A 21744-nucleotide genomic window follows, 5' to 3' on the forward strand; every position below is an offset into this window, starting at 1 on the left:
ACTTCTGGCATATGGTCTCCTTGGCGGGAACGGTGGGCCGCGGGCACTTGCCGCCTTGAAACGCGCGCCCCGCGGCCGCATTCAAGGCGCCGGCACCGTGAATGCGGCCGCGGAGGCCGTCATATGACCATCGACGCTGACATATCAAGAAAATCCCACTCGGGCGGTGATCTCGCCGGCGACGATGAGCCATTATTTCGACCATAACGCCTCGGCGCCGCTGCGCGAGCAAGCCCGCGCGGCGATGCTGGCCGCGCTCGACATCGAGGGCAACGCCTCCTCGGTGCATGCCGGCGGCCGCAGGCTGCGCGCTCTGGTTCAGGAGGGGCGGCGGCGGGTCGCCGGCCTGGTCGGCGTGCGGCCCGACCATGTCGTGTTCACCTCGGGCGCGACCGAGGCGGCGGCGATGCTGCTGACGCCGCACTGGACGATGGGCCGCTCCGCGCTGGCGATGGGGCATCTTTATGTGTGCGCCGCCGACCATCCGTGCCTTCTGGCCGGCGGACGGTTTGCACCCGATCGGGTGACCGGAATCGGCGTCGACCGGGATGGCCTGATCGATCTGGCCGGACTGGAAGGTGCGCTGGGCGCCCATGACAAGGCGGCCGGCCTGCCGCTTGTCGCGGTCCACTGGGCCAACAACGAGACGGGCGTGATCCAGCCGGTCGAACGGATCGGCGCGATCGTCAGGGCGGCCGGGGGCGTGCTCGTGCTCGACGCGGTGCAGGCGCTGGGGCGAATTCCCGTTTCGGTTGCGGATGGCTGTGCGGATTTTCTCATCGTGTCTTCCCACAAGATCGGCGGCCCCAAGGGCGTGGGCGCGGTCGCGGCGGCCTCCGATCTGATGATGCCCTTGCCGCTGATCGGGGGCGGCGGGCAGGAGCGCGGCCACCGGGCCGGCACGGAGGCGCCCGCGTCGATCGCCGGTTTCGGCGCGGCCGCCGAGGCGGCGGGCGCGGGCCTGGGCGCGTTTATGGCGCTGGCGCCGCTGCGCGACCGGTTCGAGGCCGGCCTTTTGGCGCTGGCGCCGGACATTGCGATCCATGGCGCGCCCGCCCCGCGCCTGGCCAACACCAGCTTCTTCACCGTGCCCGGCGTGAAGGCCGAGACGCTGGCCATCGCGCTGGACCTTGCCGGCTTCGCCGTCTCGTCGGGCTCGGCCTGCGCGTCGGGCAAGGTCGGACGCAGCCATGTGCTCGATGCGATGGGCGCAGACGGCGAGGAGGGCGCTGTCCGCGTCTCGTTCGGACCCGATACGGCCTGGGACGATCTGTCCGCCCTCTTGGATGCCCTGGCGCCCATTGTCGAACGCATGCGCGCCGCATGAAGCCTTGTTTTCCCGGCGATTGGTGCCGCATCGGAAAAACTTATCGAAAAAAGTCAGATTTTCCCTCTTTAGAACTTTTCAAAACTGCGCTATGCATTAGATTACGTTTCCGTGAAGGCCGCGCAAAGACGGCCGCTGTCCCTGTCGGTTGAAGGAGAACGCCATGCCTGCGGTTCAGGAGACCATCGATCAGGTCCGCAAGATCGATGTTGATCAGTACAAGTACGGCTTTGAGACCATCGTGGAGATGGACAAGGCGCCCAAGGGCCTGAACGAGGACATCATCGGGCTCATCTCGTCCAAGAAGGACGAGCCGGATTGGATGCTCGAATGGCGGCTGGATGCCTACAGGCGCTGGCTGACAATGCCGGAGCCCGACTGGGCGCGGGTGTCCTATCCGAAGATCGATTTCAACGACATCTACTATTACGCCGCGCCCAAGGGGCAGACCGGGCCCAGGACGATCGACGATGTCGACCCTGAGATCCGCCGTACCTACGAGAAGCTGGGCATTCCGCTCGCCGAGCAGGAAATCCTGGCCGGCGTGCAGGAGCGCAAGGTGGCCGTCGACGCGGTGTTCGATTCGGTCTCGGTCGTCACAACCTTCAAGGAGGAACTGGCCAAGGCCGGCGTGATCTTCATGTCGATCTCCGAGGCCATGCGCGAGCACCCCGAACTGGTGCGCAGATATCTGGCTTCCGTCGTGCCGGTGTCGGACAATTATTACGCGGCGCTGAACTCGGCCGTCTTCACCGACGGCTCGTTCGTCTATGTGCCCGAGGGCGTGCACTGCCCGATGGAACTGTCGACCTATTTCCGGATCAACGAGAAGGACACGGGCCAGTTCGAGCGCACGCTGATCATCGCCGAAAAGGGCGCTTACGTCTCCTATCTGGAAGGCTGCACCGCACCCCAGCGCGACGAGAACCAGCTTCACGCGGCCGTCGTCGAACTGATCGCGCACGAGGATGCGGAGATCAAATATTCGACCGTGCAGAACTGGTATCCGGGCGATGCCGAGGGCCGGGGCGGGATCTACAATTTCGTCACCAAGCGCGGCGACTGCCGGGGCGACAATTCCAAGATCTCCTGGACCCAGGTCGAGACGGGTTCGGCGATCACCTGGAAATACCCCTCCTGCATCCTGCGCGGCGACAATTCGCGCGGCGAGTTCTACTCGATCGCCGTCTCCAACGGCGCCCAGCAGATCGATTCGGGCACCAAGATGATCCATCTGGGCAAGAACACGTCGAGCCGCATCATCTCCAAGGGCATCTCGGCGGGCACGTCGGAAAACACCTATCGCGGCAAGGTGTCGGTGCACCGCAAGGCGACCGACGCGCGCAACTTCACCCAGTGCGATTCGCTTCTGATCGGCGACCGCTGCGGCGCGCACACCGTGCCCTATATCGAGGCCAACAATGCGTCCGCCCAATTGGAGCACGAGGCGACGACCTCGAAGATTTCCGAGGATCAGCTCTTTTACTGCATGCAGCGCGGCATTCCCGAAGAGGAGGCGATCGCGCTGATCGTCAACGGCTTCGTCAAGGAGGTGATCCAGGAACTGCCGATGGAGTTCGCCGTCGAGGCGCAGAAGCTGATCGGCATTTCGCTGGAGGGCAGCGTGGGCTGATGCCCGCAACACCGTCACCGTGGGGCTCGTCCCGACGGTGACCGAGCCCGACCCGAAGATGGTGTGGTGCCGAAATGGCTGACGACCCTCGCGACATGACCGGCACGATCCGGCTCGCCGGCGCCGCCTCGATCCTGTTCGTCACGGCGGTCGGCTATCTTTGGGACCCGTTCGGCGACCGCTATCTGAGCGCCGGGCTTCTGGGCGGCATCGCCGCCCTCAGCTACGCCATGCGCGGCCTGTTCGTGAGGAAGGGAAGCTAGGGCCGTCATTCCGGGACGGTGCAGCCGAACCCGGAATAACGGCCAAGAGGGGCGCGGCCCCGGCAAGATGGATGAGGGGCGCTGCGCCCCAATGACGGCAAAGAGGAAGACATGCTCGAAATCAAGAACCTGCACGCCCGGATCGCCGAGGACGGCACAGAGATCATTCGCGGCCTCGATCTGACGGTGAAGACGGGCGAAGTGGCCGCCATCATGGGGCCGAACGGCTCCGGCAAGTCGACGCTTTCCTATGTGATCGCTGGCCGCGAGGACTACGAGATCACCGAGGGGGACATTCTTTATAACGGTGAGTCCATCCTTGAAATGGACCCCTCCGAGCGGGCCAGCGCCGGCTTGTTCCTGGCGTTCCAGTATCCGATGGAAATCCCCGGCGTCGCCACCATGCAGTTCCTCAAGGTGGCGATGAACGAGCAGCGCAAGGCGCGCGGGCAGGAGGAACTGACGACGCCCGACTTCATCAAGCGCGTGCGCGCGGCCGCCGGCACGCTGGGCATCGACATGGAGATGCTCAAGCGTCCGCTCAATGTCGGCTTTTCGGGCGGCGAGAAGAAGCGCTCGGAAATCTTGCAGATGAAGCTGCTGGAGCCCAAGCTGTGCGTGCTCGACGAAACGGACTCGGGCCTTGACATCGACGCGCTGAAGATCGTCGCCGACGGCGTCAACGCGCTGCGCGCGCCCGACCGCGCGGTGGTCGTCATCACCCATTATCAGCGCCTGCTCGAATATATCGTGCCGGACACGGTGCACGTCCTGTCCAGGGGCCGGATCGCCAAGACCGGCGACAAGTCGCTGGCGCTCGAACTCGAAGCCAAGGGCTATGCCGACATCATCGCGGAGGCCGCCTGACATGGCCGTGAACCCGGCATCGGACGCCGATGTGCCGCTGACGGCGGCCGAAACCGCCCTTGTCGCCCATTTCGCCGGGCGCAGCGGCCAACTGCCCGGCAATGCCGATGTGGTGACCGCGCGCGACCGGGCGATGCAGGCGATCAGGACGCATCGTCTGCCCACGCGCCGGATCGAGGCATGGCATTATACCGATCTGCGGCGCCTGCTGAACGCCGTGCCGGAATGGCGCGCCGATGCGGCGCCGGGCGCCGTGCCGCCCCTGCTCGACCACGCGATGCGCTTTGTGATCGCCAACGGCGCGCTGACCGAGCGGCCGTCCGTCGACGGCATGCAGCACGAGGCGATCGCCGACAGCCTGCGCGCCGATGTGGGCGGGATCGCGCTTGAGGCCCCGGCCGATCCGGACGACGCCGTCGGCGCCATCAATGCCGCCTTCGTCTCCGATGGCCTGCGGCTGAGCGTCGCCAACGGCGCGCGGATCGAAAGGCCGATCGAGATCCAGTCGGTTCACGATGGCGGGCAGGTGCACACGCGCAATCTTCTGACCGTCGGCGCCGGCGCCGGCGCCGCGTTCGTCGACCGGCATGTCGGCTCGCACGAGCCGGTGCTCGCGACCAACATCACCGAACTGACCGTGCGCGAGGGCGCTGATCTGACCTGGATCATCGTGCAGGAGCAGGGCGCCGCGGCCAGCCATCTGGCCAGCCTGAAGCTGACCCTGGAAAAGGATGCGCGCGCGACCGTGTTCATCGCCAATCTGAGCGGCAAGCTGGTGCGGCAGGAAGTGCATGCGGTCGTGCGCGGGGAGGGCGCCGAACTGGCCTTCCGCGCCGTGAACCTGATCGGCGAGGGCACCCATTGCGACGTCACGCTCGAACTCGATCATCTGGTCGCGCACACCACATCGACCGAGACGGTGCGCAACGTCGTCACCGGCAAGGCGCAGGGCGTCTTTCAGGGGCAGATCCGCGTCGCGCAGCCGGCGCAGAAGACCGACGCGCAGATGGCTTGCAACACGCTCCTGCTCAGCGACCATGGCGGTTTCGCCACCAAGCCCGAGCTTGAGATCTTCGCCGATGACGTCGTCTGCGCGCACGGTGCCACCGTCGCCGAGATCGATCATGACCATCTGTTCTATCTGATGGCGCGCGGCATTTCCGAGAAGACCGCCCGCGGGCTCCTGATCGAGGCGTTCGTCGACGAAATCGTCGAGGAGCTCGACGACGAGGCGGTGATCGAGGCCCTGGAGGCGCGCATCGCCGCCTGGCTGGAAAGGCACGGGTGACGAACATGCCGAACCAGCCCCTCGTCCTAAGGCGTGAACGCTCCAAAACCCCGACCCTTCGAGACGCGCCGCGCTCGCGCCTCAGGATGAGGGTGTTGGGGGCCAGAGCCTCGAAGGGCGAGGGGCTGTCGCAGCATGGAGGCCGGCTTTATGAGCGCTGATCCGGTTGCCGCAGATGCCGGCTACGATGTCGAGGCGATCCGCGCCGATTTCCCGATCCTGTCGCGTCAGGTCCATGGCCGGCCGCTGGTCTATCTGGACAATGGCGCCTCGGCGCAAAAGCCGCGCGCGGTGATCGAGGCGGTCACGCGCACCTATGAGAGCGAATATGCCAACGTCCATCGCGGCTTGCACTTCCTGTCGGACGCGGCGACGACGGCCTATGAGGGCGCGCGCGAGACCGTGCGCCGCTTTCTGAACGCGGCCTCGGTCGAAGAGATCGTCTTCACCAAATCGGCGACGCAGGCGATCAACATCGTCGCGCAGGGGTTCGGCGCGGAGGCGGTCGGCGAGGGCGACGAGATCGTCGTCTCGATCATGGAGCATCATTCCAACATCGTGCCATGGCATTTCCTGCGCGAGCGCAACGGCGCCAAAATCGTCTGGGCGCCGGTGGACGATGAGGGCCGGTTCGATCTTGCCGCGTTCGAGGCGCGGCTGACCGACCGGACCAGGCTCGTCGCCATCACCCATGTCTCCAACGTGCTCGGCACGGTGGTGCCGATCCGCGAGGTCTGCGCCATCGCCCATGCGCGCGGCATTCCCGTGCTGGTCGACGGCAGCCAGGGCGCGGTGCATCTGCCGGTCGACGTGCAGGAACTCGATTGCGACTGGTACGTCTTCACCGGCCACAAGACCTATGGCCCCTCGGGCGTCGGCGTGCTCTACGGAAAAAAGGAACGGCTGGAACGGATGCGCCCGTTCGAGGGCGGCGGCGAGATGATCCTCGACGTGACCGAGGACGCTGTCACCTACGCCGATCCGCCACACCGGTTCGAGGCGGGCACGCCGCCCATCGCCCAGGCGATCGGGCTGGGAGCCGCGCTCGACTATATGGATGCGATCGGCCGCGAGGCGATCGCCGCCCACGAGGCCGATCTGCGCGCCTACGCCCATGAGCGGCTCGCGCGCCTCAACGCGCTGCGCATCATCGGCGCGGCGCCCGGCAAGGCGGCCATCGTCGCCTTCGAGATCGAGGGGCTGCACGCGCACGACATCTCCATGGTGATCGACCGGTCCGGCATCGCCGTGCGCGCGGGCACCCATTGCGCCCAGCCCTTGCTCAAGCGCTTCGGCGCGACGTCCACCTGTCGCGCCTCGTTCGGCATGTACAATACGCGCGCTGAGGTGGACGCGCTGGTCGAATCGCTCGAAAAGGCGCGGGCCTTTTTCGCGTAGGGCCTGTCATGATAGGATGAAGCCATGATGGACGATCAGACAATCCAGACCACCGAAGCCGAAATGCCGGCCGGTGCCGCGCCGGTTGCCGATTCGGCGATCCCGCGCGAGGAGCTGGCGCGGATGACCGACGACATCGTCGCCGCGCTCAAGACCGTCTACGATCCGGAGATTCCGGCCGACATCTATGAGCTCGGCCTGATCTACCGCGTCGACATCGAGGACGACAGGACGGTGAAGATCGAGATGACGCTGACCGCGCCGGGCTGTCCCGTCGCCGGCGAGATGCCCGGCTGGGTCGAGAACGCGGTGCGCGGCGTCGAGGGCGTCATGGACGCCGAGGTCGAAATGACCTTCGATCCGCCCTGGACGCCCGACCGGATGAGCGAGGAGGCGCAGATCGCCGTCGGTCTTTATTGACCGTCTTCGGCGAGCGCCTCAAGCGTTCGCCGCGCGACCGCCCTTGCGGCGGGGCTGGCGGCCTTCGGATCGGCGCGCGTGATCACCGCCTTCCACAGCGCCCAGCCCTTGGCCCTATCCCAGCAATCATCGTCCAGATGGGGCAGGGCGGCGCGGAAGGCGCGCCGGCTCGGCGGGTCGAAACCGGTCCATGCGATGACGAGGTCGCAGGCCGGATCGCCAATCGCCATGCAGCCGAAATCGATCACGGCCGAAAGCCGTCCGGCCTCATCGACCAGAAGGTTGCCGGCGGCGATGTCGCCATGCACCCAGAGCGGCGCGCGGTCCCACCGTGTGCGCCGCGCGGTCCCACCGTGTGCGCCGCGCGGTCTCCCAGATGCGGCTTGCCCGGTCGACGTCGATGCGGTCGCGCAGCGCCTCGATGCTCGCGCGCGTCTCGCCGTCATAGACGGCAAGCGATCCGCCGCGATGGAAACTGTGGGCGCCCGCTTTCGGGCCGCCGGTGCCGTCGATGGCGTGCAGGGCGCGCAGGAAGCCGGCAAGGGCGGCGCCGAACGAGGCGGTATCGGCCGGGCCGCGATCGTCGGCCGGCGTGCCGGCGATCCAACGGCGCACGGACCATGGCCACCGATAGCCTTCGCCCGGTTTGCCCATGGCGAGCGACATCGGCACGGCAACCGGCAGGCGCGGCGCCAGCACCGGCAGCCAGCGGTGCTCCTTGGCCACCTGCGGCGCATAACCGGCGGCGCTGGGCAGCCGCGCGGCCAGCGCCTCGCCCAGGCGAAAGGTCCGATTGTCCCAGCCGCCCGGTTCGACCGGCGTCACCGGCAGGTCGCGCCACTGCGGGAATTGCGCGGCGGCCACAAGACGCCCCACCAGCGCCGCGTCGATGCCCCCGTACAACGGTATGGCCACGGCCATCTCCCCGGTATCGGATATGCTTGCGCGATGGGCGCGGCCAACCTATCTTACTGGCGTCAAGGGGAGTCAAGAACATGGCGTTCGCCATCATGACCATGACCGAGGCTGCGGCCGGACGTGTCAAGCAGATCGTCTTCGCCCGGTCCGATCAGGGCGCGCAGGGCGTGCGCGTCGGCATCAAGAAGGGCGGCTGCGCGGGCATGGAATATACGGTCGACCTGGTCACCGAACCCGACCCGAAGGACGACCATGTCAGCCATGACGGCGCCCATGTCTGGGTCGATCCCGCCGCGATGCTCTATCTTCTCGGCACGCAGATGGATTTCGAGGTTACCAAGCTGCGCAGCGGTTTCGTCTTCAACAACCCCAACCAGTCTTCGGCTTGCGGCTGCGGCGAATCGGTCGAACTCAAGCCCGCCGACCTTAAGCAACTGGCCGAGGCGCGCGGCCAGATCTGAGCCTTGATGCGGCGGCTCGTGCGCTGTCCGGACCGGCCGCGAGACGGAAAGGGCGAGCCGGCACAATGTCTCAATATCGTTGTCTCAATATCGTTGCGGAACGTTCCGACCCCCGGCGCGGGTCGACAGCCGGCATGTCGGCGTGAAATCGAAATCCCGCTCGAACGGGTAGGACAGTTTCGGCCGGCGCCGATTATCCAGCCGCTCGATCGCCTGGTTCACCGCGCCTTCGGAGAGCGCCATCACCGCCGGATTGGCGATCGGCGCCAGTTGCGGCGACAGATAGCCGGACTTGACGACCACCATGCGCGCCTCTGACGGGTCGATGCCGAATTTGGTGAAGTCTTCGAGATTGTGGAACGGCCGGCGGCGCTGGGTCAGCACGACATGCAGGCCCTTGAGCATGACAAGCGCCTCGATGTCGCCCGCCCCGAGCGAGCCGACGATCCGCTCCACACGCGCTTTGGCCTCGACCACGGGCCCGTCGGACCCCAGGCTCGCGCCGATTTTCAGTGCGCACGTGCCGCCAACGCCCGTATCGGCCGCCTTGAGCGCCGCCGGCGCATCGGCGATGCCGACGACAGCCGCGCCCTGCACGCCCTGCGCGATCAGTTCGGCGAGCGCGTCGGCACGGTCGCCGACCCCGCCGCCGGTCGGATTGTCGCCGCTGTCGGCGAGGATCGCGGGGCCGGTTTCGGCTGCGGCGGCAAGGCGGACGGCGTCGGCGAGCGGCAGCGCCGTCATCCCGAAAGCGAAATCGCCGCGCGCCTCCCAATAGGTCCGCGCCAGCGCTTGGGCGCTTCGGGCGACCGCATCGCGGTCCGTTCCGGTGACCACCGAGGCTGCCGTGGCGCGCGGCGTATCGGCCCACACATAGCCCACCATCAGATTGGCGTCGCAGACCCCGGTTTTGGCGTCGTGATCGGGCAGCTGCGCATAAAGCGAGAGCGCGGGCTCGTCATCGGTCGATGTGCGTTCGCCCGGCCACAGGACCGGCACCGGCGCCCAGCCGACAAAGCGCTGCGTGCCGTTGGCGATCGTGTCGGCCAGCATGGTCAGCGCGCGGGCATGGGTTTCCATCACGTCGATATGCGGCCCCGTGCGGAAGGCTGCGAAGATGTCGATGGCGTCCACCACCGCCTGCGTGACGTTGCCGTGCAGATCGTAGGAGACGGCCAGCGGCATGTCGGGGCCGACAAGCGCGCGCACGGCGGACAGAAGATCGCCCTCGGGATCGTCGAGGTTTTCGACATGCATGGCGCCGTGCAGCGGCAGGAACACGCCGTCGGCCGGCGGGGCGGTCTCCAGCGCGTCCAGCAGGCGCTGCTTGAACGCCCGATAGGTCCCGGCGGTCAGCGCGCCGCCGGGCACCGAGCGGGCCTGGAAGAGCCCGGCCAGCGCGATGCCGGCCGGCGCCAGCGGCGCCAGTTCCGCCGCAAGCGTCGAACCGTCCACGACCGTGAAATCGGCTTCGGTCTGCAAAAGCGGCGAATAGGTGGAGCATTCGGTGTGAATGCCGCCGGTGACGATGCGCATGGCCGCCGTCTCCGTCAAAGCTGCGGCATGGCGCCGCTGAGCGCTGCGAAGCGCGGCCAGTCCTTATGGGCCGGCGCGGTCCAGCCGGCTTCGGCCACCGCATAAAGGCGCGGGAAGATCATGTGGTTGCGCTGGGCGGTGTCGTGCAGGTGCTCGGACCAGATGCATGCCTGAACGCCCTTGACGCGTGCCATCTGCGTCTCGGTCAGCCCCTCGACCGCCTCATAGGTGTAGCTGTATTCGACCGGCACCGTGCCGGCCCAACTGGTCCCCGGCTCGTTCCAGCCCTCGGCCTGCGCCATATCGAGATAATAGGCCTGGCCGGGGCTGGCGATGACGTCATAGCCTTGGTCCGCCAGTTCGCCGATCAGTTCCGGCTTCTGCCAGGCGACCAGCAGCGTGCCTTCGGCGTCGACGCCGCCGCCATGGCTGACCTCGTCCCAGCCGGCCAGTTTCTTGCCCATGTCCTTGATCATGGCCTGCACGCGGCGCAGCAGATGCGCCTGCATCTGCTGGGTGGTCGTCAGCCCCTCGCGCTCCATCAGCGCGCGCGCCCTTGGCGAATCGAACCAGGGATGGCTGTCGATTTCGGTGGCGCCGACATGTTCGACCTCGTCGGCGCCGACATGGATGTATGGCGCCGGAAACAGCGCTGCGACCTCGCAGAACACCGCTTGCAGGAAGGCGTATGTCTCCTCCATCGCAGGGTTGAGCGCGTTGTTGGGATAGCCCTGGATCGAGCGATAGCTGTCGGCCGGCTCGCCCGGATCGCGCAGATGCGGATAGGCGGTCAGCGCGGCGTGACAATGGCCGGGAATGTCGATCTCGGGCACGATGCACACATGCAGCCGCGCCGCGTAGCCGATCAGATCACGCACCTGGTCCTGGGTGTAGAAGCCGCCATGCACCCGGTCGATGAAACCGTGCTGGCCGGGCATCAGAAGGCCGGGGCCGCGAAAAGCGCCCACGCGCGTCAATTCGGGCAGCGCCTCGATCTCCAGCCGCCAGCCCTCGTCGTCGGTCAGGTGCCATTGCAGCGTGTTGAGCCGGCTCCACGCCATCGCATCGATCAGCCGCTTGATTTCGTCGACCGTCCAGAAATGGCGGGAGACGTCGACATGGGTGCCGCGCCACGAAAAGCGCGGCGCGTCCTTAATGGCGCCGGCCTCGGGCTGGGCGCAGCGGGCGTCCGTCGCCGCATGGTGGAAAGCCTGGGCCAGGGCGGTCAGGCCGTAGGCGCGGCCGGCCGGCGCCGCATAGCGCAGATGCGCGGCGCCACCTTTGAAGGCGATGCGATAGGCTTCCGGCCCGAGATCGTCGACCTGTTCGAAGGTCAGCGACAGCGCGCCCGCCGGATCGAGCCGGAACGGGCGCCGCGCCGGGCCGAACAGGCGGGCGGCCAGCGCCTCGATTTCGAGCACGGCCGCGGTTTCCTCGATGCCGGCGTCTTGCGGCGCATAGGGCACCGCGTTTTCGCGCCAGCGGTCGATGGCGACATGGTTGGGCCATGGCAGGACGCCGAGCGGGTTTTCGAGCCGGCCTTCGGACAGGGCGCGCAGCGGGCCGCCATCGCCGCTCCCCTCACGCACGATGTCGGGGCAGTTGACGGTTAGCCGCCGCCCGCCGGCCAGGGTGACATAGGCCGATTTTGGGCCATCGGTGCGGTGTTTGGGCTGCATGACGATGCCGGTCACCGTAAAGCGCCACGCCCCGCCCGGCACGATCGTCAATCCCTCGGGCGGGGCGACTTCGTGAAAATTGGCGAGCCGGCCGATAAAGGTCGCATTGCCGAAGGCCGCACCCTTCGCCGCCCGCGCGATCGAGGAATAGGCCAGCCGAAAGCTCGACAGCGCTTCGGCCGTCGCATTGTGCAGGCTCAGTTCAAAGCCGGCTTTCGCCGGGTCGTCGGCGGGCCGGTAGCGGGCTTCGAGGCGCAGCGGTGCGGTCATGGGGCAATGATCCTTTGCCGGACGGGGAGGGGCGGTTGGGCACCGGCGCGATATGGCGCGCCGATTCAATGCGTCGTCGGCGTCTCGGGCGCGATCAGCGCGGGCTCGATGGCGCTCAGCGGCACGCGGCGGGCAAAGGCGGTGCCGTCGGCGTCGAACAGATGGCAGTCGCTCGCGTGAAAGCCCATCGCCATCGCTTGGCCGATGCGCGCGGGCGCGGCGCCGTCGAGCAGCGCGCAGAAGGGCCGCTCATCGCCCTCGACGGGCGCGTAGGCGACCGTATGGATGCCGAGCCGCTCGATCACGTTGGGCACGGCCTCGATCGAGCCGTCGCCCTGGCCGAAGCGAATGTGCTCGGGCCTGATGCCGAGCTGCATCGGCCGGCCTTCAAGGCCGGGTTCGGCATCGACCGGCACGCTCACCTCGGCGCCGGAGGGCAGGGCGACGGTGACGCTTTCGCCGCTGCTGGCGGTGCAGGTGACATGGACGAAATTCATGCGCGGATTGCCGATGAAGCCGGCGACGAACAGGTTCTGCGGCTTGTGGTAGAGTTCAAGCGGCGTGCCGACCTGGGCGACGATGCCCGCGTCGAGCACGACGATGCGGTCGGCCATGGTCATCGCCTCGACCTGATCGTGGGTGACGTAGATCATCGTCGCGCCCAGATCGCCATGCAGCTTGGTCAGTTCGACGCGCATCTCCGCGCGCAGCGCCGCATCCAGGTTCGACAGCGGCTCGTCGAACAGGAACACCTTGGGCTCGCGCACGATCGCCCTGCCGATCGCCACGCGCTGGCGCTGGCCGCCGGACAGCTGGCCCGGCTTGTGGCGCAGCCGCTCGTGCAGTTGCAGGATGCCGGCTGCGCGATCGACCTTTTGCCTGACCTGCGGTTCGGCCAGGCGTTCGACGCGCAGCGGAAAGGCGATGTTCTCGTAGACGTTCATATGCGGGTAAAGCGCATAGGACTGAAAAACCATCGAGATGCCGCGTTTGACGGGGTCCAGTTCGTTGACCACCCGGCCGTCGATCTCGACATTGCCGTGGCTGATCTCCTCAAGTCCCGCGATCATGCGCAAAAGCGTGGACTTGCCGCAGCCCGACGGGCCGACGAAGACGACGAACTCGCCCTGCTCGACATCGAGCGAGACGCCTTTGATGACCTCGATTGTGCCGAACGACTTGCGCACGCCATCGAGCTTGAGATGGCCCATGGGCGCCCTCCCTGTCTCATGAAAGGGCGGTCCGGCGGAGATGGCCGGGCCGCCTGGTTCGGGGTGTGATCAGCTTGCGTCTTCGATCAGTTCGGCGGCGTATTCGACCGCTTCGGCAGCATCGACCTCGCCCAGCACGACGCCCTGGACCGCCTCGATGATGGCATCCTGAACGGCGACATAGTCTGTAACCAAGGGTTCGGGGCCGCCGTTTTCGACGCTGGCCAGGAACGGCGCCCAGGTCGGGTCTTCCTCGATGAGCGTCGCCACGCGCGGGTGGTCGCGCAGCGGTGTCAAGCCTTCGCCGAGCTCGAACTCCATCTGATTGTCCGGATTGGTCAGCCATTTGCCCAGCGACAAGGCGGCGTCCTCAACGCCCGAGCCCTTGAAGATGGCCAGGCTGTCGGTGATCAGAAGCGTCGAATTGGTGCCGCTGGGGCCGGCCGGAATCGGCGCGACGCCCCATTCGACATCGTCGGGCATATGCGTCCGCTCCCAGGGACCGGAGATTATCATGGCGATCTGCTTTTCCTGGAACAGCGGGCGCAGACCGGCGCGGTCATAGGCGGTCGGGCCGGGCTGCGAAACCCCGGCCAGACGGCCGTAGAATTCCATCGCCTCGACGGTCTGGGGCGAGTTGAACACCACCTCGCCGTTCTCGTCGATCACCGCGCCGCCGTTCGAATAAAGATAGTTGAGGAACTGGTGCATGGTGTTGTCGAAATCGGCGGCGGCGAGACCGATGCCGGAGGCGTCGGTGTTTTCGCTGACGGCCCGTGCCGCTGCGTACAGTTCATCCCAGGTGGCGGGCGGCGTTTCGGGGTCGAGGCCGGCTTGTTCGAACAGGTCCTTGTTCCAGAACAGCGCCTTGGTGGAGAAGGCGCGCGGAAGGCCCCATTGCTCGCCGTTTGCGGTGATCGTGCCCAGGATCGGCGGCGCGTAGGTGGCGCGTTCCTCGTCGGTCATCGCCACCGGGATGATCAGTTCGCTTTCGGCAAGCTGCTTGAGCGTGCGCGAGCCCATATAGGCGATCGCCGGCGGGTCGCCCGCCTGCGCCAGCGTTAGTGATTTGGATTGGCACTGGCCCCACGGGACGTATTCGACATCGACGTCGAAGCCCGGGTTTTTGGCTTCCCATTCCTCGATCAGCCGGTTCTGGACGACGATGTCCCCCCCCTGGTCGTCGCCGCAATTGATCTTGTGCAGCCGTTCCTGGGCGCCGGCGCCGCCGGCCATGCTGATCGCGCCAATGGCGACGGACAATGTGAGCAGTTTCTTCATCGGTTTCTCCCTTGCTTGAACGATGAACAGTCACTGTTTGACCGCGCCGGCGGTGAGACCGGCGACGATGTAGCGTTGCATGAACACGTAGATGACGAGCACGGGCACGATGCCGACCAGGCTCGCCGCCATCAATTCGTTCCAGACGACGGTCTGGCGGCCGAAGAACTGGAACAGGCCGACCGGCAGCGGGTTGAGCTCGTTGACCGAGTTGAAGGTCAGCGCGAACAGGAATTGCTGGGCGTAGGCGGTGATGAAGGTGGTGATCGCCACAACCATGATGCCTGGCAGCGAGATCGGCACGATCACGCGCCACAGAATGTAGAGCCGGCCGGCACCGTCCACGAGCGCTGCTTCCTCCAGTTCCTTGGGTATCTTCATCATGTAGGAGCGCAGCAGCCAGATCCCCGTGGGGATGACGAAGGCGACACCCGGCGCGATCATCGCGAAATAGGTGTTCAGGATGCCGAGCTGCTGCATCACCTTGTAGAGCGGGATGATGAGGACGGCGCCCGAGACCATGTTGACGGCGAGGAAGGCGGCGAGGATCTGATTGCGGCCCTTGAATTCCATGCGCGAGAACGCATAGGCCGCCGGGATCACGGCCATCAGGGCGAGGACGGTCACAGCACTTGCGATGAACAGAGAATTGAGCATGTAGCGCCACAGGAGCGGCACGCTCGACCACATCGTCACATAGGCCTCAAAGCTCATATTGTCGGTGAAGAAGCGGTAGGGGACGTTGAACAGTTCGCTCATCGGCCGCATCGAGACCATGAAGGCCTCGACGAACGGTGCCATCATGAAGACCAGAAACAGGGCGATCCCCGCATAGATCAGCACATATTCCCACCAGTGATACCGGTCGATCATCGGCCTACCTCCTGCCGGTTGAAGCGCGAGATCATCAGGAAGTAGAAGGCCGAGAACAGCGACAGGAACAGGACGATCATCACCGCGCGGGCGGCGCCCTCTCCGTAGCGGAAGCGCGAAATCGCTGTCTTGTAGGTGTCGATGATCATCGTCGTGGTGGCGCCGCGCGGCCCGCCCTCGGTCAGGATCCAGATGATATCGAACGAATTGAAGGTCCAGATCGCCGACAGCAGCGACATCGTCGCCACCGCCGGCATGATCAGCGGCAGGGTGATGCGCCTGAACCGGTACCAGCGCGAGGCGCCGTCGGTCCACGCCGCTTCATAAAGATCGCGCGGAATGCCCTGCATGGCGGCGAGCAGGTAGACCGTCACCAGCGGCGTGCCGATCCACACATCGGTGACGATGGTCGCATAGAACGCCGAATTGCGGTAGCCGAGGAACTCGAACGGGCCGGCGAGGATGCCCAGATTCTGCGCAACGCCCGAGATCATGCCGAACTGGCCGTTATACATCCACGCCCACAGATAGACGCCGACGGCCATCGGCACGATCCATGGCGGCATGACGAGCACGCGGAACAGCGTGCGGCCGGGCACCATGGCGTTGAGCAGCACCGCGCCGACGATGCCGAGCAGGATCTTCAGCGCGACGGAGATCGCCATCCAGTAGAAGGTGCGCGCCATCACCTCCGGAAAGCGCCGCTCGAACATGCGCTGATAGTTCTCCAGGCCCACAAAACTTGTCGTCGGGCTCAGCGAGGCGTCGGTGAACGACAGCCTGACCGTCTCGACCAGCGGCCAGGCGACGATGATCAGCGTGACGAACGTTGCCGGCAGCAGCAGCAGATAGGGAAACCAGTCGGTCTTCTTGCCGGCGCCGCCGGCTTGTGCAAGGGTCCCTGTCGCGGTGGGTTGGGTTGCGATCGCCATCTCACGCCGCCTGCCGGTTGCTCAGGCCATAGCTGTCAAAGCGCTGCCAGTCCTCGTTCAGATCGAGCACCTGGCGCGCCGCCATCGCCTCGTCGAGCTTGAGCGCGGTCAGTCCGGCTTCCAGCGCGTCGAGCACGGTCACCTTGAGCGGCACGCCGTCGTCGATGAAGGCGAAGATGTCGCGTGCCATCGCATCGTCCGCGCCGTAATGGTGGCCGGCTGTCTGGCCCTCGATCACGCTTGCGTCCATCAAGGTCCGATAGCTGTCGGATTCGGTGACCTTGAACCGGTTGCGGACGAAATCGCCCTCGGCCATGCCGCGTGTCCCCATGACGGCGAAACGCCTATATTCGTCGGCCACGTTCAGATTGGTGTGGAACGCCATGGCCGCACCGTCCTGATATTCGATGTTGGCGACCTGATAGTCGATGATGTCGCCGGCCCCGTCAAAGGGCGAGTTGCCGCCCTTCCAGCGCGGCACGAACGGATTGGGCTGGCCGTCTTCGAGACCGTCGCCATAGTCCTGGCCGTACACAATGTATCCCGGCGTCTCTTCGGGCCGGTTTTCGGGAACGAACGTCTTGCGCCCGCCGAAGCTTGCCACATAGCGCGGCCGGCAGCCGACCACGCCCTGATAGAGGTCGATGTCGTGGCAGCATTTTTCGAGCATGAAACCGCCCGAATAGCCGACCATGCGGCGCCAGTCCGTCATGAAGAAGGCGCCGTGATGGGGGCCTATATGCTCGCTCGCCTCGATGGAGACGACCTTGCCCAGCATGCCCCCGGCCTGCGCCTTCTTGAGCGCGACGTAAAGCGGCGAATAGCGCAGCACCAGGCCGATCATCACGCGCTGATGGCCGCCATGGGCGCGCATCAGATCGAGCAGTTCCCAGGTCTGGTCGGCGCTGACGACGACGGGTTTTTCGGTGAAGACATAGGGTGCGTCCGATCTGAGCGCGTCGCGCAGATGGCCGATATGCAGATGGTTGGGCGAGCCGACCATGATCATGTCGGGCCGCGTCCGCACCGCCATCTGCGCGACCGTGTCGAACGCGGGGATCGACTGGGCGGATGTTTTTTCGAGATAGGGCAGGCCGGCTGGCGCCGGATCGACATAGCCGACGAATTCGACGGACGGCTTCTTCCTGTGGAAGTTGGTCGCCACCGTCGACAGGCGCGCGCCCAGTCCGGCGATTGCGATCTTCATGCGGTTTCTCCAACGGGTTCGGCCATTGCGGCGCGCAAGGCGGTAAGGGTGGCCGGATCGAAGCGGCGGATGCCGCCGGCCGGCGCGAAACCGAAGGCGGACAGCGCCGGCGCCGGACGGCTGCGCGCGCACGAGGCGTGGATTGCGTTCGCGCCGGTCGCGGCGATCAGCGCGGCGACGGCGTGCGGCGTGATGCCGCCGCCGGGCATGACCGTGATCCGGCCATCGGCGCGCGCGACAAGCTCGGCGATGCGCCTTGTTCCCTCGATTGCCGCCTGTGCCTGGCCCGATGTCAGGATGTGGTCGAAACCCAGATCGACGGCCTGTTCGAGCGCCTCGAACGGATCGGCGCACATGTCGAAGGCGCGATGCAGGGTCAGGCCCATGCCGCCGGCCGCCGCGATCAGGCGTTCGAGCGCGGCGATGTCGAGCGCGCCGCCCGGCGTCAGCGCGCCGATGACGACGCCTTCAAGTCCAGCGTCCCGGGCGCGCAGAACATCGTCCCGCATCAGCGCCACGTCTGCCGCACCGTAGCGGAAGTCCCCGTCGCGGGGCCGGATCAGCGCGCGAACCGGCGTTGCAAGGGCCGCTGCGCCGGTCATCATGCCGGCCGGCGGCGTGAGCCCGCCAATGCCCAGCGCGCCGCACAGTTCGATCCGGTCGGCGCCGGCCCGGGCTGCCGACTGCGCGCAGTCGATCGTGTCGACGCAGATTTCGACCCTTGTGCTCATGCTGCGTCCCGATGCGGTTCATCGGCCTGCCGGGCGGCGATGGCCGCGCCGATCAATCCGCCATCGCGCACATGCTCGCCGACGACCAGCAGCGGCTTGTCGGGCCGCGCCAGCACCAGCGGACCGAGCGCGGCGTTGATCCGCGCGATCAGGCCGGGTTCGCCGGCAAGGCCGCCGCCGACCGGGATGATGTGGGGGCCGAGCGTGTTGACCACCATCGACAGCGAACGGGCCACGATGGCCGCCCAGACATCGAGTGTGTTTGCGGCCTTAGGCTCGCCGTCTTGCGCGGCGGCCGTGATATCGACGCTGGTTGCGTCGATGCCGTGCAGGTGGCGGTGGATGCGCTCCATGCCGCGCGCCGAGCCGATGGCATCAAGGCAGCCCGTCAGGCCGCAGCCGCAGGCAAGGGCGGGCATGCCGGGCGCGAGCCCGCCGGCCGTCGGGTCCACCGCCGGGCCGTGGCCCCATTCGCCGCTGATGCCCGCGCGCGCGGAAAGAAGGGAGCCGTCGATCACGATTCCCCCGCCAACCCCGGTTCCCAGGATGATGGCAAAGACGGTGCGTGCCTTGCGGCCGGCGCCGTGATGCGCCTCGGCGAGCGCGAAGCAGTCGGCATCGTTGGCGATCGTGACCGGAACGCCGAGCGCGCGTTCAAGGTCGGACACCAGTTTGCGGCCGTTCAGGCAAGCGATGTTTGCGATATCGGCGCGACCCGTTGTCGGATCGATGACGCCGGCAATCGAAAGCGCCGCCGCCGATGCGCCCGTTTCCTCGATGCCGGCCGTCAGGACACGCGCGAACGCATCGAAATCGTCAAGGGGGGTTGCCGTCTCGCCTTGCCGATGCGGCAGTTCGTCGGCGTCGGCGCGGCCGTATCGGACAAAGCTGCCGCCGATGTCGAAACATGCAAGAGCGTCGCCACGCTGATCCAAGCCGCACCCCCGAATGGTTGCAAAACAGACCAAGCCCCAAACGTGAACGAAGGCTGCTTCTTTTTTATAGATCAAGCGCGTTGAGGGCAAATATCGGACAGTTTCCGCGCCGTTGCGCTGCCGTCGTTGCGCGCGGCGCCATCCGCCGGGGACCGGGCCGCTGGCCGAGGCGGCGCGGGTGGAAGACTTTTGCGGCACCCGCGACGGCACAGGGCCGCCCCCGCCGTGGCACATTTTTACACCGCTCATTGCAGGCATGGCCGGGCGCGTCATCCGAACGGCTCCTCCACGATCGGCCACATCGGCCGTTTCAGCTTGGTGTAGGGCACCGTGCGCGGATCGTTCGGGTAAAGGTCGGGGACCGACACATAGACGACGGCGCCGGCGATCGGCATGAAGCCGGCATGGAAATGATTGGTCGACTTGATCAGGAGCGCCTGCTTGGCGGTCGGGTCGACACCCAGATTGGTGAAGATGTCCGGCTCGTATGTCTGGGTGCGGTTGGAGTTGACGATGATGTCGATCTCGGTCCCGGCCAGCCGCAAAAGGGCCGTCCTGCCGAGCGTGACGCGGCTGCCGACGAAGCTCTGCCAGCCCGGATCGGCCAGCTTGCGCACCTCGAACACCCCGTCGATCGGCGGCCCGCACCTGGCATGGGTTTTGCCGCCAATGCGCATTTCAAGCTGGGTGCCGACGCCGGCGCCGTGGGCGAAGGCCGCCGCCTGCGGGTCCCAGATCGTGGCGATGCCGAGACTGGACAGGCCCGCATCGATCAGCGCGCGCGCCAGCCATGTGGCATCGCCCGACGTGCCGCCGCCGGGATTGTCCCATGTGTCGGCCATCACCAGCGGGCCGCCGTCGGCCCCCTTGCGCGCAAGCGCAACGGCGTCATCGACGCTCACAAGATCAAGCGCCGTCGTCCCGCGCATGGCGAATATCCGGCGGCCCAACTTTTCGGCGAGCGCGTCGCCGGCGGCCTTGTCGGCGTCGCTCACCACCATCATCTGCGTGCCCATTTCGGGCACATCGGCCGCCATGAAACCATGGATCAGCGATATGGAGAGCACATTGTCCTTGCCTTGCAACGCCTTGATGGAATCGACAAAGGACCGCACCGGTTCCCGGCTGGTCGGGAAGATGTCGATCATCCGGCAGTCGAAGGTGGAGATGACCGGACGGATCTCACCGCGCGCCGCGGCCAGCGCCAGGTCCACGACATGTTCGGCGCGTTCCTCGAAATCGGTATGTGGAAATTCGAGAAATGCGGCCAGGATATCGGCATTGGCCACGCGCCGTGCCGTCAGGTGGCTGTGCGGGTCCAGTTCGGCGGCGATGATCACATCGGCACCGACGATCCGGCGCACGCGGGCCAGAAGGTCGCCTTCGCAATCATCCTCCGCCCGCGCCACCATCGCGCCATGAAGGCCAAGCACGACCGCATCGACCGGCAAGGCGGCGCGCAACTGGTCGAGAATCTCGTCGCGCAGCCCTTCATAGACATCCATGCGCACCAGGCCGCCGGGCTCGGCCCAGGTCGCGGTGCCCTCGATGACATCGAGCATGGGGTCGGCCGTGGCCCGTCGGCGCAACACCGGTATGACCGACGAGCAAAGCGTGGGCGTTGCCGGATGATCGCCGGGACCGGCATAAAAGGCCGCCTCGAAGCTCGCCCGATCGGTGGGAACCGGCGAAAACGTGTTGGTCTCGGTTGCCAGCGATGCCGTGAAGACGCGCATGGTCCATGTTCCGTCGTTGTTGGCCTTGCGGGAGAGGGGCAGCGCGCCGGACGCATGTCCTGCGCGCCCTCCAGGTTCCCGAGGTAGGGTCAGGCCGGCAGGTCAGGCCGGCTTGTAGGCGATCGCCTCGATCTCGACCCTGATATCGACCATCAGGCGCGCCTCGGCCGTGGTCCGGGCCGGCGGCTCGGAGACAAAGTGCTTGCCGTAGATCGCGTTGAAAGCGCCGAAATCGCGCGCATCGGCCAGATAGCAATGGGTCTTGACGACATCGTCCAGCGTGCAGCCCGCCATTTCCAAAACGGATTTGATGTTGGCGATGACCTGATCGGTCTGTTCGGCAACGGTCGATCCGACGATCCGTCCATCGGAATCGACCGGGACCTGGCCGGACACGTAGACGAAATCGCCGGCGCGCACCGCGGGCGACAGCGGCACATGGGACGTGCCAAAAACCTGCTTTGTCATGAAGTTCCTCTTTCAGCGGGTCGACGTTTCGTTAAGGGCACTTCCCGTGATCCACGAGTTCACGCGCAATGCTCCAATTCTTCGATCATGAGCATGCTCCTATCCGAAGCTTGAAAAACGCCCGCATGCCGGGCGGCCGCGCGCCGGAGAGTCAGATTTGGTGACCGCTCATGCCTGTAATCTTTTTACGTTTTTTCGGCTATTGCAAGGGCTAAGGCAAAAATATGTTGCGAAATTACAAAACACACCCTAGCCTCCAAGCGCGATGACGCCAATCAGCCCGATTGTGTGTCCCGCGCGGAACGAATGC

General features: G+C 66.3%; 19 protein-coding genes and 1 pseudogene. 8 read left to right on the forward strand and 12 right to left on the reverse strand.

Features of this window, described 5'->3' with window-relative positions; translation table 11 throughout:
* Positions 1-184 precede the first annotated feature (184 nt).
* The 7 genes from AC5E6L_RS02375 (at position 185) to AC5E6L_RS02405 (ending at position 7196) form a co-directional block, all read left to right on the forward strand.
* Complete coding sequence (locus AC5E6L_RS02375) at positions 185-1327, forward strand: cysteine desulfurase family protein (protein ID WP_491771025.1); 1143 nt, start codon at positions 185-187, stop codon at positions 1325-1327.
* Positions 1328-1490: 163 nt separating this feature from the next.
* A complete protein-coding gene (gene sufB / locus AC5E6L_RS02380; RefSeq protein WP_491230129.1) occupies positions 1491-2960 on the forward strand; it encodes a Fe-S cluster assembly protein SufB in 1470 nt (489 codons plus the stop codon).
* Between the two features lie 74 nt (positions 2961-3034).
* Positions 3035-3223, forward strand: coding sequence for a hypothetical protein (locus AC5E6L_RS02385; protein ID WP_491771028.1), 189 nt, complete (start codon positions 3035-3037; stop codon positions 3221-3223).
* A gap of 111 nt (positions 3224-3334) precedes the next feature.
* A complete protein-coding gene (sufC, locus tag AC5E6L_RS02390) occupies positions 3335-4090 on the forward strand; it encodes a Fe-S cluster assembly ATPase SufC (RefSeq protein WP_491771030.1) in 756 nt (251 codons plus the stop codon).
* A gap of 1 nt (position 4091) precedes the next feature.
* Entirely contained in the window at positions 4092-5378 is a 1287-nt protein-coding gene (gene sufD / locus AC5E6L_RS02395; RefSeq protein WP_491771032.1) for a Fe-S cluster assembly protein SufD, read from the forward strand.
* A 150-nt stretch (positions 5379-5528) separates the two neighbouring features.
* A complete protein-coding gene (locus AC5E6L_RS02400) occupies positions 5529-6776 on the forward strand; it encodes a cysteine desulfurase (RefSeq protein WP_491771034.1) in 1248 nt (415 codons plus the stop codon).
* 24 nt (positions 6777-6800) lie between these two features.
* Positions 6801-7196 carry an SUF system Fe-S cluster assembly protein gene (locus AC5E6L_RS02405; RefSeq protein ID WP_491230678.1) on the forward strand — a complete coding sequence of 132 codons (396 nt, stop codon included), beginning with the start codon at positions 6801-6803 and terminating at the stop codon, positions 7194-7196.
* Here the strand turns inward: AC5E6L_RS02405 and AC5E6L_RS02410 are convergent.
* Positions 7190-8117 (reverse strand): annotated as a pseudogene (locus AC5E6L_RS02410) (aminoglycoside phosphotransferase family protein). The gene AC5E6L_RS02405 and the pseudogene AC5E6L_RS02410 overlap by 7 nt on opposite strands.
* A gap of 74 nt (positions 8118-8191) precedes the next feature.
* On the opposite strand from AC5E6L_RS02410, the gene sufA reads away from it, so the two are divergent.
* A complete protein-coding gene (sufA, locus tag AC5E6L_RS02415; protein ID WP_491230676.1) occupies positions 8192-8575 on the forward strand; it encodes a Fe-S cluster assembly scaffold SufA in 384 nt (127 codons plus the stop codon).
* A gap of 84 nt (positions 8576-8659) precedes the next feature.
* Here sufA and AC5E6L_RS02420 read toward each other — a convergent pair whose 3' ends face one another.
* The 11 genes from AC5E6L_RS02420 to AC5E6L_RS02470 form a co-directional block, all read right to left on the reverse strand.
* Positions 8660-10111, reverse strand: a complete 1452-nt coding sequence (locus tag AC5E6L_RS02420) for a M81 family metallopeptidase (protein ID WP_491771036.1) — start codon at positions 10109-10111, stop codon at positions 8660-8662.
* Between the two features lie 14 nt (positions 10112-10125).
* The gene (locus tag AC5E6L_RS02425) at positions 10126-12060 is read right to left on the reverse strand and encodes a beta-N-acetylhexosaminidase (RefSeq protein WP_491771038.1); all 1935 of its coding nucleotides are present in this window, start codon (positions 12058-12060) and stop codon (positions 10126-10128) included.
* A gap of 65 nt (positions 12061-12125) precedes the next feature.
* On the reverse strand, positions 12126-13271 hold the full coding sequence (locus AC5E6L_RS02430; protein WP_491771040.1) for an ABC transporter ATP-binding protein: 1146 nt from the start codon (positions 13269-13271) through the stop codon (positions 12126-12128).
* Positions 13272-13340: 69 nt separating this feature from the next.
* Entirely contained in the window at positions 13341-14552 is a 1212-nt protein-coding gene (locus tag AC5E6L_RS02435) for an ABC transporter substrate-binding protein (RefSeq protein WP_491771042.1), read from the reverse strand.
* A gap of 30 nt (positions 14553-14582) precedes the next feature.
* Positions 14583-15425 carry a carbohydrate ABC transporter permease gene (locus AC5E6L_RS02440; RefSeq protein WP_491229968.1) on the reverse strand — a complete coding sequence of 281 codons (843 nt, stop codon included), beginning with the start codon at positions 15423-15425 and terminating at the stop codon, positions 14583-14585.
* Positions 15422-16357 (reverse strand): carbohydrate ABC transporter permease, encoded by a 936-nt coding sequence (locus tag AC5E6L_RS02445; protein ID WP_491771045.1) that lies wholly within the window; start codon positions 16355-16357, stop codon positions 15422-15424. Before AC5E6L_RS02445 ends, AC5E6L_RS02440 begins: the two co-directional genes overlap by 4 nt.
* A gap of 1 nt (position 16358) precedes the next feature.
* On the reverse strand, positions 16359-17564 hold the full coding sequence (locus tag AC5E6L_RS02450; RefSeq protein ID WP_491771047.1) for a Gfo/Idh/MocA family protein: 1206 nt from the start codon (positions 17562-17564) through the stop codon (positions 16359-16361).
* Positions 17561-18295 carry a copper homeostasis protein CutC gene (locus AC5E6L_RS02455; RefSeq protein WP_491771049.1) on the reverse strand — a complete coding sequence of 245 codons (735 nt, stop codon included), beginning with the start codon at positions 18293-18295 and terminating at the stop codon, positions 17561-17563. The genes AC5E6L_RS02450 and AC5E6L_RS02455 overlap by 4 nt, the downstream gene beginning before the upstream one ends.
* Positions 18292-19230: an ROK family protein gene (locus AC5E6L_RS02460; protein ID WP_491771051.1), complete on the reverse strand. Its 939-nt coding sequence runs from the start codon at positions 19228-19230 to the stop codon at positions 18292-18294. Before AC5E6L_RS02460 ends, AC5E6L_RS02455 begins: the two co-directional genes overlap by 4 nt.
* 269 nt (positions 19231-19499) lie before the next feature.
* Positions 19500-20966, reverse strand: coding sequence for a M81 family metallopeptidase (locus AC5E6L_RS02465; RefSeq protein ID WP_491771053.1), 1467 nt, complete (start codon positions 20964-20966; stop codon positions 19500-19502).
* Positions 20967-21068: 102 nt separating this feature from the next.
* On the reverse strand, positions 21069-21434 hold the full coding sequence (locus tag AC5E6L_RS02470; protein ID WP_491229770.1) for a RidA family protein: 366 nt from the start codon (positions 21432-21434) through the stop codon (positions 21069-21071).
* Positions 21435-21744 lie beyond the last annotated feature (310 nt).

Source organism: Roseitalea sp. (assembly GCF_984466335.1).